This is a genomic window from Lentzea sp. NPDC059081 (assembly GCF_042738015.1).
In the GTDB taxonomy this organism is placed as follows: Bacteria; Actinomycetota; Actinomycetes; order Mycobacteriales; family Pseudonocardiaceae; genus Lentzea.
The window spans coordinates 1-14,646 of the sequence record NZ_JBHYGW010000041.1; the positions used below are offsets into that span (position 1 = coordinate 1).

The 14,646-nt window shown below is 72.0% G+C and carries 15 protein-coding genes and 1 rRNA gene; 15 read left to right on the forward strand and 1 reads right to left on the reverse strand.

Annotation, left to right across the window (positions count from 1 at the left end):
• The 13 genes from rrf to ACFWV3_RS42325 form a co-directional block, all read left to right on the forward strand.
• A 5S ribosomal RNA gene (gene rrf / locus ACFWV3_RS42265) occupies window positions 1–93 on the forward strand; the annotation flags it as partial.
• Window positions 94–188: 95 nt separating this feature from the next.
• The gene (locus tag ACFWV3_RS42270) at window positions 189–2,570 is read left to right on the forward strand and encodes a hypothetical protein (protein ID WP_382419594.1); all 2,382 of its coding nucleotides are present in this window, start codon (window positions 189–191) and stop codon (window positions 2,568–2,570) included.
• Window positions 2,567–3,361: an HAD-IIA family hydrolase gene (locus ACFWV3_RS42275; RefSeq protein WP_382419595.1), complete on the forward strand. Its 795-nt coding sequence runs from the start codon at window positions 2,567–2,569 to the stop codon at window positions 3,359–3,361. Before ACFWV3_RS42270 ends, ACFWV3_RS42275 begins: the two co-directional genes overlap by 4 nt.
• Before the next feature lie 4 nt (window positions 3,362–3,365).
• A complete protein-coding gene (locus tag ACFWV3_RS42280; RefSeq protein ID WP_176946829.1) occupies window positions 3,366–3,533 on the forward strand; it encodes a hypothetical protein in 168 nt (55 codons plus the stop codon).
• A gap of 6 nt (window positions 3,534–3,539) precedes the next feature.
• A complete protein-coding gene (locus ACFWV3_RS42285; RefSeq protein WP_382419596.1) occupies window positions 3,540–4,337 on the forward strand; it encodes a TlyA family RNA methyltransferase in 798 nt (265 codons plus the stop codon).
• The gene (locus tag ACFWV3_RS42290; protein ID WP_382419597.1) at window positions 4,334–5,227 is read left to right on the forward strand and encodes an NAD kinase; all 894 of its coding nucleotides are present in this window, start codon (window positions 4,334–4,336) and stop codon (window positions 5,225–5,227) included. The genes ACFWV3_RS42285 and ACFWV3_RS42290 overlap by 4 nt, the downstream gene beginning before the upstream one ends.
• 92 nt (window positions 5,228–5,319) lie before the next feature.
• Window positions 5,320–7,089, forward strand: a complete 1,770-nt coding sequence (recN, locus tag ACFWV3_RS42295) for a DNA repair protein RecN (RefSeq protein ID WP_382419598.1) — start codon at window positions 5,320–5,322, stop codon at window positions 7,087–7,089.
• A gap of 193 nt (window positions 7,090–7,282) precedes the next feature.
• Window positions 7,283–7,873: a hypothetical protein gene (locus tag ACFWV3_RS42300; protein ID WP_382419599.1), complete on the forward strand. Its 591-nt coding sequence runs from the start codon at window positions 7,283–7,285 to the stop codon at window positions 7,871–7,873.
• The gene (locus ACFWV3_RS42305) at window positions 7,866–8,441 is read left to right on the forward strand and encodes a hypothetical protein (protein WP_382419600.1); all 576 of its coding nucleotides are present in this window, start codon (window positions 7,866–7,868) and stop codon (window positions 8,439–8,441) included. The genes ACFWV3_RS42300 and ACFWV3_RS42305 overlap by 8 nt, the downstream gene beginning before the upstream one ends.
• Entirely contained in the window at window positions 8,438–8,869 is a 432-nt protein-coding gene (locus ACFWV3_RS42310) for a hypothetical protein (RefSeq protein WP_382419601.1), read from the forward strand. Before ACFWV3_RS42305 ends, ACFWV3_RS42310 begins: the two co-directional genes overlap by 4 nt.
• Window positions 8,866–9,303 (forward strand): hypothetical protein, encoded by a 438-nt coding sequence (locus tag ACFWV3_RS42315; RefSeq protein WP_382419602.1) that lies wholly within the window; start codon window positions 8,866–8,868, stop codon window positions 9,301–9,303. The genes ACFWV3_RS42310 and ACFWV3_RS42315 overlap by 4 nt, the downstream gene beginning before the upstream one ends.
• Window positions 9,304–9,364: 61 nt before the next feature.
• Window positions 9,365–10,549, forward strand: coding sequence for a putative cytokinetic ring protein SteA (gene steA / locus ACFWV3_RS42320; RefSeq protein WP_382419603.1), 1,185 nt, complete (start codon window positions 9,365–9,367; stop codon window positions 10,547–10,549).
• Entirely contained in the window at window positions 10,546–11,484 is a 939-nt protein-coding gene (locus tag ACFWV3_RS42325; protein WP_382419604.1) for a copper transporter, read from the forward strand. The genes steA and ACFWV3_RS42325 overlap by 4 nt, the downstream gene beginning before the upstream one ends.
• On the opposite strand, the gene ACFWV3_RS42330 is transcribed toward ACFWV3_RS42325, so the two are convergent.
• Entirely contained in the window at window positions 11,481–12,164 is a 684-nt protein-coding gene (locus ACFWV3_RS42330; RefSeq protein WP_382419605.1) for a hypothetical protein, read from the reverse strand. The genes ACFWV3_RS42325 and ACFWV3_RS42330 overlap by 4 nt on opposite strands.
• A gap of 177 nt (window positions 12,165–12,341) precedes the next feature.
• On the opposite strand from ACFWV3_RS42330, the gene ACFWV3_RS42335 reads away from it, so the two are divergent.
• The gene (locus ACFWV3_RS42335) at window positions 12,342–14,027 is read left to right on the forward strand and encodes a CTP synthase (protein ID WP_382419606.1); all 1,686 of its coding nucleotides are present in this window, start codon (window positions 12,342–12,344) and stop codon (window positions 14,025–14,027) included.
• Window positions 14,024–14,644, forward strand: coding sequence for an NUDIX domain-containing protein (locus ACFWV3_RS42340; RefSeq protein ID WP_382419607.1), 621 nt, complete (start codon window positions 14,024–14,026; stop codon window positions 14,642–14,644). The genes ACFWV3_RS42335 and ACFWV3_RS42340 overlap by 4 nt, the downstream gene beginning before the upstream one ends.
• Window positions 14,645–14,646: the final 2 nt, after the last annotated feature.

A 14,646-nucleotide genomic window follows, 5' to 3' on the forward strand; every position in this document is an offset into this window, starting at 1 on the left:
ACACCCGGTCCCATTCCGAACCCGGTAGTTAAGCCCTTCTGCGCCGATGGTACTGCACTGGTTACGGTGTGGGAGAGTAGGTCGCCGCCGAACTTTACTTCCCTGAAGGGGCTTGTGATCGCGGGGCACAACTACAGTGCTTCGCTCACAGGCCCCTTTCAGCGTGTCCACAGTAGTAGGAGGAATTGGTGTCCAGGTTCGGGGATCGTCCCGGCGACCGTCAGCGTGGCCAGGGAGACCGACCGCGCCGTTCCGAGGGTGGCCGTCCCGCAGGCGATCGGAAGTTCAGCAGCAACTCTCAGCGTGGTGAAGGCTCCGGCGACCGCACCAACAGCGGTGACCGTCGAGACAACCGCGCCGGCTCCGGTGACCGTGGTGGCTACCGCGGTCAGGGTTCCAGCGACCGCGGTGGCTACCGCAAGGACGACTCCGGCGATCGCGGTGGTTACCGCGGCGACCGTTCGAGCGACCGCGGTGGCTACCGGAAGAGCGACTCGGACCGCGGTGGGTACCGCGGCCAGGGCTCTGGTGACCGTCCTGGTTACCGCAAGGACGACTCGAACGACCGCGGTGGCTACCGCAGGAACGAGTCGAGTGATCGTGGTGGATACCGCGGTGACCGTTCCGACGACCGCGGCGGATACCGCAAGAGCGACTCGGGCGACCGTGGCGGCTATCGCAAGGAGAGCTCCGGCGACCGTGGTGGCTACCGCGGCCAGGGCTCTGGCGACCGCGACCGCGGTGGTTACCGTCGGGACGACTCGAACGACCGCGGTGGACGTCCGGGCGGGTTCCGCCGGGACGACTCCGGTGACCGCGGTGGGTACCGCGGTGGCCGGTCGGACGACCGCGGCGGGTACCGCAAGAGCGACTCCGGAGATCGTGGCGGGTTCCGCGGCGAGCGTTCCGGTGACCGCGGCGGGTACCGCCGCGACGACTCCGGTGACCGCGGTGGCTACCGGGGTTCGAACGACCGTGGTTCCAGCAACGACAGGGGCGGCTTCCGCTCCGACCGCGGTGGCGACCGTGACCGCGGCGGGTTCCGCCGCGACGACTCGGGTGATCGCGGTGGGTACCGCGGTGGCCGTTCCGACGACCGCGGCGGCTACCGCCGGGACGACTCGAACGACCGCGGCGGACGTCCGGGCGGCTTCCGCCGGGACGACTCCGGTGATCGCGGCGGGTACCGCAAGAGCGACTCGGGCGACCGTGGCGGCTACCGCGGCCAGGGCTCGGGTGACCGCGACCGCGGTGGGTACCGCGGTGAGCGCTCCGGCGAGCGTTCCGGTGATCGCGGTGGGTACCGCCGTGAGGACTCGGGTGACCGCGGTGGGTACCGGGGGTCCAGCGACCGGAGCTCGCACGACAGGGGCTCGAACGACCGGGGTGGTTACCGGAAGACCGACTCTGACCGCGGTGGCTACCGTCGCGACTCGCGTCCCGGTGACCGCGACAACGCGCGCACCAACGACCGTCGGGACGAGCGCAGCCGCGAGCGGGCCGCGCGCTTCCAGGAGCGTAAGGCCGACCAGGACACCCCTGCGGAGGCGACCTCCCCGGTGACCCCGGAGGCCACCTCGGACGGCGAGCGCGCCGGCTACCGCCTCGGTGACGGGGCAGCGGCCAGCCGTGCCGCCGCCAGCCGCGAGCAGACCCCCGAGGACGCCACGGCAGACGTTCGGGAAGACGACGTCGTGAAGGCGTCCGATGACGTGGACACCGAGAACGAGGTCAGCGAGACCGACGCTGACGCCGGCGACTCCGCGGACGAGTCCGCCGACGACGAGCCCCAGGCCGACCAGCGCGACGACGCTCCCGCCCCGCGCGGCGGGCGTCCCGAGCTGCCGGAGGAGGCCGACCTCTCCCTGCTCGACCCGGAGATCAAGGCCGAGCTGCGCAGCCTGCCCAAGGGGCTCGCGGAGATCGTCGGACGGCACCTGGCCGCGGCCGGGCTGCTGATCGACGAGGAGCCGGAGCTCGCGCTCGAGCACGCCCGGTACGCGCGCAGCAAGGCGGCGCGGGTCGGTGTCGTGCGCGAGGCGGCGGGTCTCACCGCCTACTTCGCGGACGAGTGGGCCGAGGCCCTCAGCGAGCTGCGCGCCGCGCGCCGGATGATGCCCGGCCCGGGCCACCTGGCGATCATGGCCGACTGCGAGCGGGCGCTCGGGCGGCCCGAGCGGGCGATCGACCTCGCGAAGGACCCGTCGGCCAAGGAGCTCAGCCAGGAGGACGAGATCGAGCTGCGGATCGTCGCGGCCGGCGCTCGTCGCGACATGGGCCAGCTCGACGCGGCCGTCGTCGCGCTGCAGGGGCCGGACCTCGACCCCGGCCAGCGCACCCCCTACTCCGCGCGGCTCTTCTACGCTTACGCCGACAACCTGGCGGCGGCCGGTCGCACCGAGGAAGCGGTCAAGTGGTTCCTCAACGCCGCCGAGGCCGACGACGAGGGGGAGACGGACGCCGCCGAGCGCGCGTTCGAGCTGACCCACGAGGACAGCGCCCCGGAAGCGGCCACCCCGGAGAAGGCCAGCCAGGACAAGGCCGGCGCAGAGGAGACCGGAGAGCAGTGAGCGAGACGTTGGTCGACCGGTACGACGCCCTGCTGATCGATCTCGACGGCACCGTCTACCGCGGCAAAGAGGTCGTGCCGGGCGCGGTGGAAGCCGTCGCCAAGGCGAAAGAGCACGGCGTCGGGATCCGCTACGTCACCAACAACGCCTCTCGTTCACCGCAGGCGGTCGCCGACCACCTCCTCGAGCTCGGGTTCGACACGAGCGTCGAGGAGGTGAGCACCTCCTCGCAGGCGGGTGCGGCGATGCTCGCCGAGCGTCTGCCCGCTCGATCCACTGTGCTCGTGCTCGGCACCAAGGCCCTCGAGGCCGAGGTGCTGAAGCGCGGACTCGTCCCGACCGACACCGCCGAGGGCGCGGTGGCGGTCCTGCAGGGGCTGTCGATGGACCTCGGCTGGCGCGAGCTGGCCGAGGCCGCGGTGGCCATCCGCTCCGGTGCGCTGTGGGTGGCGTGCAACGTCGACGCCACCCTGCCCACCGAACGCGGGCTGCTGCCCGGCAACGGTTCCCTGGTCGCGGCGCTGAAGACCGCCACCGGCCAGGAGCCGCTCGTCGCCGGCAAGCCCGCCACCCCGCTGCTGCAGCAGGCGGCGAAGGACCTCGGCGCGCACCGGCCGCTGGTGATCGGCGACCGCCTGGACACGGACATCCTGGGCGCGGTGAACGCCGGGATGGACTCGCTGCTCGTCCTCACGGGTGTGTCGACGGAGGAAGAGGCGCAAGCGCTTCCGGATGAGCAGAAGCCCACGTATGTCGGCGCGGACCTGTCAGTACTCCATCGGCTACCGTAGGTCCGTGAACTACCCCTTGCCCGGACCGCCGCCCAACCCGGCCGACGCCATCGACGGCGCGCTGGAGAGGCTCGACGGGCTCGAGAACGTTCCCCTCGCCGAGCACGTGGCGCGGTTCGACGCCGTGCACGCGACGCTCACCGATGCGCTGTCGAGCATCGACAAGGTGTGATGCACAGTGCCTCGCAGGGTGCGGCTCGACGCCGAACTCGTGCGCAGGGGGCTCGCCAGGTCCCGTGAGCACGCCAGCCAGCTCGTCGCGGACGGTCGCGTGAAGGTCCGCGGCACCGTCGCGACGAAACCCGCGACCGCCGTGGAGACCTCCGACGCGGTCGTCGTCAAGGACATCGACAACGACCCGAACTGGGCCTCCAGGGGCGCGCACAAGCTCATCGGCGCGCTCGACGGCTTCCGGATCGACCCGACCGGCAGGCGCTGTCTCGACGCCGGCGCGTCCACCGGCGGTTTCACCGACGTGCTGCTGCGCAAGGGCGCCCGGCAGGTCGTAGCGGCCGACGTCGGCAGGGGTCTGCTCGACTGGAAGCTGCAGACCGACGACCGGGTCGTGGTCAAGGACAAGACCAACGTCCGCACCCTCACGCCCGAGGACATCGGCGGCACCGTTGAACTCGTGGTGGCCGATCTTTCGTTTATCTCGTTGAGGCTTGTGCTTCCCGCACTGGCCGCGTGCCTCGACGAGGAGGGCGATCTGCTGCCGATGGTCAAGCCGCAGTTCGAGGTGGGCAAGGAACGGCTCGGCTCGGGTGGCGTCGTGCGCGACCCCGAGCTGCGGGCCGCCGCCGTCCTCGAGGTGACCGGGGCGGCCGCCGAGCTCGGCCTGGCCGTGCACGGGGTCGTCGCGAGCCCGCTGCCAGGGCCGTCCGGCAACGTCGAGTACTTCCTCTGGCTCCGCAAGGGCGACCCGGTCGACCCCGCGGAGATGGTGCGCACCGCCGTCGAAGAAGGGCCCCAATGAGGGAAGTCCTGCTGGTCGTCCACACCGGCCACCAGAGCAACATCGATCTCGCCCGTCAGGTGGCCGGCCGTCTCGCGGTCGGGGGCGTCACGACGAGAGTGCTCGACGACGAGGCGCGTGACCTCGGCCCGTCGTGCTGCACCAAGGTCGTGCCCGCCGACGACCACGCCGCCGAGGGCACCGAGCTGGTGCTCGTCCTCGGCGGTGACGGCACGCTGCTGCGCGGCGCCGAGCTGGCGCGCCCGGCGCGGGTGCCGGTGCTGGGGGTGAACCTCGGGCGCGTCGGGTTCCTCGCGGAGGCCGACTCGGACGCGTTGCACGAGGCCGTCGGGCACGTGCTGGAACGCGACTACTTCGTGGAAGAGCGCATGACGCTCGACCTCATCGCGAAGGTCAACGGCGAGGTCGTCGTGAAGACCTGGGCGCTCAACGAGATCAGCGTCGAGAAGCTGATCCGCGAACGCATCCTCGAGGTCGTCGTCGAGGTCGACGGACGGCCCGTTTCGGCGTTCGGCTGCGACGGCGTGCTCTGTGCGACGCCGACGGGTTCGACCGCATACGCGTTCTCGGCCGGAGGGCCGGTCGTGTGGCCGGATGTGCAGGCGATCCTCGTGGTGCCGAGCAACGCGCACGCGCTGTTCGCACGGCCGTTGGTCGTGTCGCCGAAGTCGCACGTGGCGTTCGAGATCGAGGCGACGGGGCACCCCGCGGCGTTGTCCGCGGACGGCCGGCGCACGTTCGAGCTGCCCGCGGGCGCGCGGATCGAGATCGTGGAGGGCGAGGTGCCGCTCAAGGTCGTGCGGCTGCGCCAGGCTCCGTTCACGGACCGGCTGGTCGAGAAGTTCGATCTTCCGGTGAAGGGATGGCGGGGACCATCGGCAGCAGGCTGACCGCGCCGCTCGGTGCGTCGGCACTGTCTCGTTACGGTGCCCGCGAAGAAATGTCGGACTCGACAAGTAAGGTTCGCCCTGTGCTGGCCGAGATGCGCATCAATGGCCTTGGCGTGATCGACGAGGCCACCCTGGAACTAGATCCCGGATTCACCGTGGTCACCGGTGAGACGGGCGCGGGCAAGACCATGGTCGTGACCGGGTTGCACCTGCTCGGCGGTGGCCGGGCGGAGGCGTCCCGCGTGCGCACCGGAGCGGACAAGGCGGTGGTCGAGGGCCGCTTCCAGGCTCCGGCGGGCAGCCCTGCCGCGAAGGTGGCCGAGGAGGTCGGCGGCGAGGCGGACGAGGACGGGTCGCTGATCGCGATCCGCACCGTCGGCGCCGACGGCCGCTCCCGCGCGCACGTCGGCGGTCGCTCCGTGCCGGTCGGCGTGCTGTCCGAGCTGGCGGAGCAGCTGATCGCCGTGCACGGGCAGAACGACCAGCTGCGCCTCATGCGCCCGACCGAGCAGCGCGGCGTGCTGGACCGCTTCGCCGGCGACGACGTGGCGGAGCCGTTGCGCTCCTACCAGTCCGTGCGCGAGGAGTGGCTGCGCGTCTCGACGGAGCTGAAGGAGCGCACCGAGCGCTCCCGCGAGCTCGCCCGCGAGGCCGACCTGCTGCGGCACGGCCTGACCGAGATCGACGCGGTCGACCCCAAGCCGGGCGAGGAGGCCGAGCTGCACGACGAGGCCCGCCGCCTCGCCGACGCCGACCAGCTCCGCGAGGCCGCCCAGGGCGCGCAGTTCGCGGTGTCCGGCTCCCTCGAAGGCGACCCGGACAACCCCGGCGCGCTCGGCCTGATCTCCGAGGCCGCCCGCCGGCTGTCCGCGTCCGAGGACCCGAAGCTGCGCGAGATGGAACCGCGCCTGGTCGAGGCCGCCACGCTGCTGGCCGACGTCGGCGCCGAGATCTCGGGCTACCTGGACCACCTCGAAGCCGACCCCGGCCGCCTGGAGCAGGTGCTGCAGCGCCAGGCCGAGCTGAAGGCGCTGACCCGCAAGTACGCGGCGGACGTCGACGGCGTGATCGCGTGGGCGGCCGACGCCCGGTCGCGGCTGGACGGCCTCGACACGTCGGAGGAGGCCCTGACCGGCCTGGCCCAGCGCCGCGACGCGCTGGCCGTGGAGCTGGCGGGCCTGGCCGAACGGGTCACCGCCGCCCGCGTCGAGGCGGCGCTGGAACTGGGCAAGGCCGTCACCGAGGAGCTCGACGGCCTCGCGATGCCGCACGCCTCGGTCGAGCTGGCCGTGCGTCCCCGCCACGCCGAGTCGGGCGACCCGCAGGCGCTGCCCGTCGGCCGTTCGATCCTGCACGCGGGCGCGTCCGGTGTCGACGACGTGGAGCTGCGCCTGATCTCGCACCCCGGTGCCCCGGCCCTGCCGGTGCACAAGGGCGCGTCCGGCGGCGAGCTCTCGCGCGTGATGCTGGCCCTGGAGGTCGTGCTCTCGCACTCCGACCCGGTGCCGACCCTGGTCTTCGACGAGGTCGACGCCGGTGTCGGTGGCCGCGCGGCCGTCGAGGTCGGCCGCCGGCTCGCCCGGCTGGCCCGCTCGCACCAGGTGATCGTGGTGACGCACCTGCCGCAGGTCGCGGCGTTCGCGGACCGGCACCTGGTGGTCGACAAGTCGGCGGACGGCACCTTCACGCGGTCCGCGGTGCGCAAGCTCGACGAGACGCAGCGCGTGGTCGAGCTGGCCCGCATGCTCGCGGGCATGGACTCGACCGACACCGGCCGGGCGCACGCCGAGGAGCTGCTGGCGGCGGCGAAGGCGGACAAGTCGGCGGCGCCGGTGGTGCGGCGGCGCAAGAAGAAGGCCTGACGCGGCGACGGCTCGGGTGCTGCCCGAGCGGTCGCACGACGTGGTGGCGTGGCACCTTGTCCGGTGCCGCGCCACTCTCCGTTTCACAGTGCCCCTGACCCGCTCTTGGCCGTGTTGTTCGGCATGATGGGTTCGTGACCGATCACCGGTCAGCGGACGCACACGGTGGTGCGGTGGAAGGTGGACCGGATCTGTGACCACGCGCCGGGTGTTCGGGGCGGTGCTGGTGTTCGTCGCGGCCGGGCTCGCGGTGGCGGCCACGTTCCTGCCGGCCTATTCCGTCCAGGTGTCGCCCCGCAACCGCGTGTTCCGGTTCGAGGGCACGCTCTGGGCGGTCGAGCGGGACGACTTCGGCAACGCACTGGTGCTCGCGCCCCTGGAGCTCGGCACGGCGGTCGTCGTGGCCGCGCTGGCCATGGCGCTGTCGGCGGTGGTGGCGTTCCGGGTGCCCGCGGTGCGGGTGGGCTCGTTGCTCGGGGCCGGCCTGCTCGCGGGGGTGGCCTGGTCCGCGGTCAGCGGTGTGCAGACGATCGTGCGGAGACTGCAGAACATCGACGCGCCGGTGCCCTTCGAGGTCGAGCAGGGGCCTGGGATCACCCTGCTGGTCGTGGCCGCTGGGGTGGCGGTCGTGTCGGCGGTGCTGCACCAGGAGCTGCCGCGCGGCGGGTCCGAGCAGGAGACGGCGGCGGACGGTGTGGTGATCCACCAGATCGACGACGAGCCGGACGACACCGAGACGCCGCCGTACGGGTTCCCGGTGGTCGTGGAGCCCAAGAATGACTGACCGGCGGACGGTCGCGGCCGGGGTGCTGGTGCTCGCGGCGGTGACCGTGGTCGTCGGCAGCTTCCGGACCACCTACGAGATGATCTTCCACGGCTACGGGCCCGACCGGTCGGTGGCCACGACGTTGTGGGTCGTCCAGTCCGACACGCCGGTCACCGGTCAGGACGACGAGGTCGCCTACTACGCGGCCGGGACGCCGGTCGTGCTCAGCGCCGCGCTGCTCGTCCTCGCGGCCGTGCTCCTGTTCCGCGACAAGGGACGCGCACTGGCGCTGACCGGTGCCGGAGCGCTGGCCGGGATCGTGGTCTACTACGTCACCCAGGTCCTGCACGAGCGGACGATCAGGGAGTCGTGGCCGGGCGGCGGCGAGTCGTTCGAGTACACCTTCCGGGCCGGCACCTACCTGCTGGTCGCGGGAGCGGTCGCCGGGCTCGTGGGCGCCGTGCTCGCGCAACAGCGGAAGCCACGAGAACACCTCGAAGAAGAAGCAGCGGTCGTCGTGCACCAGCTCGACGCCGACGACGACACACCTCCCTTCGGCATCGAGCGACAGCAGGAGCCGCAGTGATCGGAAGACCTACGGCGGTCGCGCTCATCGCGGCCGGGGTGGTGCTGACCGCGACGGCCATGGTGCTGCCGTGGTACTCCACGGTGTACGCGGGCGGGGTCGAGGTCGTGGTCAGGGCATGGGGGACGGAGGTCCTCAACAAGCCCGGCGACTGGCCGGCCGGTGACCTGTCGCCCTGGTACGGCATGCCGATCGCGGTGACGGCGGCGCTGCTCGTCGCGGGCGTCTGGGTCAGCAGGGCCGCGCTGGCCGGTGCCGCCGCCCAGACCGGTGCCGTCGGCATCACCGCGGCGCTGCTGGTCTCCGAACGCGGCCACGCCGTCGAGCAGCAGGGCGACTTCGCGCTCGGCTTCGGGCTGGTGTTCCTGGTCGTCGGCACGCTGGTCGCGCTCGCCGGTGCCGTCGCCGTCCAGCGGGAGGCGGCGTGAGGATCCTCGGCATCGTGCTCCTCGCGGTGGCCGCCGCGGCTGCCGTGGCCGCGACGTTCCTGCCGTTCTCGGAGCTGCTCATCCGCCTGGCCCCCGGCCAGCCGCAGACCGCCTACGTCACCACCGGCTGGAGCACGCACTTCGGCGGGACGAAGGACGCGCACGGCCCGTTGTTCGCCGTCCCGGTCGTCGCCGCGGCCGTGACGATCCTGCTCGGCATCAGGTGGCGGAAGGTCGCCTATGCCGGGGCGGCGGCACTCGCGGGCGTCACGGGAATGCTCTTCGTCTACCTGCTGAACGCGATCAGCTTCCACCGGGAGGGCAACATCGCGATCGACCCGGCCCTGGAAGCGGGGTTCGGCACCGGGATCTGGGTCCTGCTCGCCGCGGTGGTCCTCGCGTTCGCCGCCGTGGTGGTTCACCCCGACGACTGACCCCGGAAAACGCCCGGCGTGCCTCACCTGCCGCGTGCGCACCGTGGGTCACTATCGGCCCATGAAGCTTTCCGGGCTGCTGAGCCGCACCAACCACGAACTCCCCGGTGTCACGGGCGTCGCGCGGGTTGATCGGCGCGCGAGCGACCTGGTGCGGCGGATCAGTCCCGGCGACGTCGCCGTGTTCGACCTCGTCGACCTCGACCGGCGCACCGCGGAGGCGCTCGTCGCGGCCGAGGTCGTCGGCGTCGTGAACGCGTCGCCGTCCATCTCGGGGCGCTTTCCCAACCTCGGCCCGGAACTGCTGGTCGAGGCGGGCATCCCGCTGATCGACAACGTCGGCGCGGTCGCGTTGCGGGAGATCAAGGAAGGCACCAAGGTCCGGCTGCTCGACGGTGCCGTCTACGCGGGCGAACGCGAGCTCGCGCGGGGTGTCGAGCAGAACGCCGAGAGCATCGCCGACGCGATGATCGAGGCGAAGGCCGGCATGTCGGCGCAGCTGGAAGCGTTCTCCGCCAACACCATCGAGTTCCTGCGCCGCGAACGCGCGCTCGTGCTCGACGGCGTCGGCGTGCCCGAGGTGTACGTGCCGATGCGCGACCGGCAGGTGCTCGTCGTCGCGGGCGGCCCGTCGCACGCCGAGGAGCTGCGCAAGCTCCGCAAGTACATCCGCGAGTACCGGCCGGTGCTGATCGGCGTCGACACCGGCGCGGACACGCTGATCGACGCCGGGCTCAAGCCGGACATCATCGTCGGCGACCCCGACGGCATCGGCACCGCGTCACTGCGCGCGGCCACCGAGGTGGTCGTGCCCGCGCAGACCGACGGCCACGCGCCCGGCCTGCAGCGGATCCAGGATCTCGGCATCGGCGCGGTGACGTTCCCCGCGTCCGGCAACGCGGAGGACCTCGCGTTGCTGCTCGCCGAAGCCCACGGCGCGTCCCTGGTCGTCACGGTGGGACTGCGCGCCACGCTGCGCGAGTTCCTCGACCGCGGGCACTCCGGTTCGAACCCCTCCACCTTCCTCACCCGGCTGAAGCTCGGCAGCAAGCTCGTCGACGGGGAGGCCGTCGCGACGTTGCACCGCAGCCGGGTCTCGCTGGGCGTGATCGTCCTGCTGGTGGCCGCCGCGATCGCCGCCATGGCCGCGGCGCTGGCGGTGTCCGGCGTCGGTCACGTCTACGTCGACATCGTGGTCGACGGCTGGCACTCCGTCGTCAACTGGTTCAAGGGGATCTTGTCGTGATCACGCTGCGGTACCACATAGTCTCGATCACCGCGGTCTTCCTCGCGCTCGCGGTGGGGGTCGTGCTGGGGTCGACCGCGATCAGCGGCCGGCTGCTGTCGGGCCTGAGCGACGAGAAGAACACGTTGGCACAGCAGGTGAACGACCTGCAGAACGACCGCAACGCGTTGAACGCCAAGCTGTCCGAGGCGGACAAGTTCGCCGCGTCCGTCGGCCCGCTCGCCGTGAAGGACCGGCTGACCGACCGCACGGTCGTGATCGTCACGACCGCCGACGCCCGCCCGTCCGACCGGGACGCGCTGAGCGGCCTGCTGAAGTCCGCGGGTGCCACCCTCACCGGTGAGATCCAGCTGACCGACGCGTTCGCCGACCCGTCCCGCGGCGACCAGCTGCGCGACCTCGTCGCACGGCTGCAGCCCGCCGGGTCGCAGCTGCCCACGGCCGTCGACCCCGGCACCCGCGCCGGTGGCCTGTTCGGGACGTTGCTGCTGCTCAACCCGTCGAACAACGAGCCGCAGGCCACGCCCGACGAGGCGGCGGCCGCGCTCGCCGGCCTGTCCAACGCCGGGTTCGTGAAGGCGACGTCCGGCATGAAGCCCGCGCAGCTCGCGATCGTGCTGACCGGCGGTGCCGCGACCGGTGACTCGGCGGCCGACCGCGCGTCGACCGTCTCCCGCTTCGCGACGCAGCTCGACCGGTCCGGCGCCGGGGTCGTGCTCGCCGGGGGGAACGGGTCCGCGAACGGCACGGGGGCGATCGGCGTCGTCCGCGCGGACACCAACGCGACGTCCATCCTGTCCACGGTGGACAACGCCGACTCCCCGGCAGGCCAGGTCGTCGTGGTGATGGCGTTGCGGGAGCAGCTGGAAGGCCGGTCCGGCCGGTACGGGGTCGCGGGCAACGCCGAGGCGTCCTCGCCGGGCACCGCGGGCTAGTACTCCGTCGTCCAGTCGCCGGGCACCTGCGCGAGCAGCTGCTCCAGCGCCTCCGGCGTGCGGGCGCGGGCCCACAGCCACTCGTCGGCGTCCTCGCGGACGATCAGGTCGTCGCCGACGAACCACCGGGTGCCGGGGCTGTGCAGCGTCAGGGTGGCGTACCGCTGCTCCAGCAGGGAGGTGTCCTCCTCGGACATCTCCCTGTCGGCCGTCTCGGACCCGTCGAGGAACAGCGCCTCGGACAGCACCATCTCGACGCACGCCTGCGAGAACCGGGGCAGCCAGGACTCCCAGTGCTCCTCGCGCTTGTCCACGAGGTCGAGCTTCATCAGGACCTCCGGGTCCTCGCCGTCCAGCGAGGTCCCCCAGGCGGCGACGGACTGGTTCTCGTCGCGGAAGACCAGCACGCCGTCGTCGACGCGCAGCTCCTCCGGCACGAGCAGGCGGTCCTGGTTGCTGGTGAGGTCCGGGCGCTTGCCGAACAACGACAGCGCCTCCTTCACCGCCTCCGGGATCCGGACGCCGAGCCGGTCCTCGGTCTCGGCGAGCTCGCGGCGCGTCCAGCCGTCCTGCGGCTCCAGCGGGTCGGCCCACGACGCCGCGAACCCCTCGATGAACCGCCACGCCGCGGAGCGGTCGTGCATGGCTCGTGCCGCGTCCCCTGCCACGTCGAAGGTCACCCGACAACGATTCCTGATCTCGCGCTGTGCCGGGGGAGGTTCGGAAAACCCCTCGCTGCGCCGATCGGGTGATGTGATGTGCCGGGTCGTGGTGCGCTGAGTGACCGGCGGCGTGTTAGCGTTATGGCCCGTGGATAGGGGGATCTCACCCCCACGATTTTCACGGGAGCCCCGTTGGTGCAGCAGGCACGTACGACCAAGCACGTCTTCGTCACGGGAGGCGTCGCCTCCTCCCTGGGCAAGGGGCTCACCGCCTCCAGCCTGGGCCAGTTGCTCACCTCGCGCGGCCTGCGGGTAACGATGCAGAAGCTCGACCCGTATCTGAACGTGGACCCCGGCACGATGAACCCGTTCCAGCACGGCGAGGTCTTCGTGACCGACGACGGCGCGGAGACGGACCTCGACATCGGCCACTACGAGCGGTTCCTCGCGCGGGACCTGAGCGGCGACGCGAACGTCACGACCGGCCAGGTGTACTCCGAGGTGATCGCCAAGGAGCGGCGCGGCGAGTACCTGGGCGACACGGTCCAGGTCATCCCGCACATCACCGACGAGATCAAGCGCCGCATCCGCGCGATGGCCGAGCCGGACGCCGACGGCGTGAAGCCGGACGTCGTCATCACCGAGGTCGGCGGCACGGTCGGCGACATCGAGTCGCTGCCGTTCCTGGAGGCCTGCCGGCAGGTCCGCCACGACGTCGGCCGCGACAACGTCTTCTTCCTGCACGTCAGCCTGGTGCCGTACCTGGCGCCGTCCGGCGAGCTGAAGACCAAGCCGACTCAGCACTCCGTGGCGGCGCTGCGCAACATCGGCATCCAGCCCGACGCCATCGTGTGCCGGGCCGACCGGGAGATCCCGGACTCGCTCAAGCGCAAGATCGGCCTGATGTGCGACGTCGACACCGACGCCGTCGTCGCGGCCGTGGACGCGCCGTCGATCTACGACATCCCGAAGGTGCTGCACGCCGAGGGCCTCGACGCCTACGTCGTGCGCCGCCTCGACCTGCCGTTCCGCGACGTCGACTGGACGGTGTGGGGCGACCTGCTCGAGCGCGTGCACAACCCGTCCGAGACGGTGAAGATCGCGCTCGTCGGCAAGTACGTCGACCTGCCGGACGCCTACCTGTCGGTGACGGAGGCGCTGCGGGCGGGCGGGTTCGCGCACCACGCCAAGGTCGAGATCAAGTGGGTGCCGTCCGACGAGTGCCAGACGCCCGAGGGCGCGGCGCGCGCGTTGTCCGGCATGGACGCGGTGCTGATCCCCGGCGGGTTCGGCGTGCGCGGCATCGAGGGCAAGATCGGCGCGCTGAAGTACACCCGCACGCGCGGGGTGCCGACGCTGGGCCTGTGCCTCGGCCTGCAGTGCATGGTCATCGAGGCGGCGCGCAACCTCGCGGGCATCGAGGACGCCGGCTCGAGCGAGTTCGAGGAGGGCGGCTCGCCGGTCATCTCGACGATGGCCGACCAGCAGGACGTCGTCGCCGGTCAGCGCGACATGGGCGGCACCATGCGGCTGGGCGCGTACATCGCGAAGCTCACGCCGGGTTCGGTCGTCGCGAACGCGTACGGCTCGACCGAGGTGTCCGAGCGCCACCGCCACCGCTACGAGGTCAACAACGCCTACCGCGCGAAGCTCACCGACGCCGGCCTGGTGTTCTCCGGTGTCTCGCCGGACGGCCGCCTGGTCGAGTTCGTCGAGCTGCCGGCCGACGTGCACCCGTTCTACGCGGCCACCCAGGCGCACCCCGAGCTCAAGTCGCGTCCCACGAAGCCGCACCCGCTGTTCGCGGCGTTCGTGAAGGCCGCGATCGACTACCGGGTGGCCGACCGCCTCCCTTTGGCGACGGCGGGAGCGTCGAAGTGACGGCGCGGCACGACTTCCGCACGGTCTCCAGCGAGGACGTGCACGTCGGCAAGATCCTGGCGTTGCGCGTCGACGAGGTCGAGATGCCGGGCGGCGGCACGGCCAAGCGCGAGATCGTCGAGCACACCGGCGCGGTCGCGGTCGTCGCGGTCGACGACGAGGGCCAGGTCACGCTGGTCCACCAGTACCGGCACGCGCTCGGCAGGCACCTGTGGGAGCTGCCCGCGGGCCTGCTCGACCACCAGGGCGAGGAGCCGGTCGTCGGTGCTCGTCGCGAGCTGGCCGAGGAGGTCGGGCTCGACGCCCGGCAGTGGCACGTGCTGGTCGACGTGGCCGCGTCGCCTGGGTTCACCGACGAGGTCGTGCGCGTGTTCCTGGCGCGCGAGCTGTCCGAGGTCGACCGCGAGGTGCAGGGCGAGGAGGAGGCGGACCTGGAGATCCACCGCTTCCCGCTCGCCGAGGCCGTGCGGATGGTGCTGGCGGGCGACATCGTCAACGCGTCGTCGGTCGCCGGACTGCTCGCGGCCCGCGAGGTGCTCGACGGACGGGCGGAGCCGCGCCCGGCCGACGCGCCTTTCCGCGACAAGCCGACCCGGTTCGTCGCGCGCACGAAGTAGGT

What these genes read in the sequence shown, in the direction of transcription:
- steA (WP_382419603.1), top strand. Translation starts at nt 9,365, where the DNA reads ATGAAGCTTTCCGGGCTGCTGAGCCGCACCAACCACGAACTCCCCGGT.
- ACFWV3_RS42290 (WP_382419597.1), top strand. Translation starts at nt 4,334, where the DNA reads ATGAGGGAAGTCCTGCTGGTCGTCCACACCGGCCACCAGAGCAACATC.
- ACFWV3_RS42305 (WP_382419600.1), top strand. Translation starts at nt 7,866, where the DNA reads ATGACTGACCGGCGGACGGTCGCGGCCGGGGTGCTGGTGCTCGCGGCG.
- recN (WP_382419598.1), top strand. Translation starts at nt 5,320, where the DNA reads ATGCGCATCAATGGCCTTGGCGTGATCGACGAGGCCACCCTGGAACTA.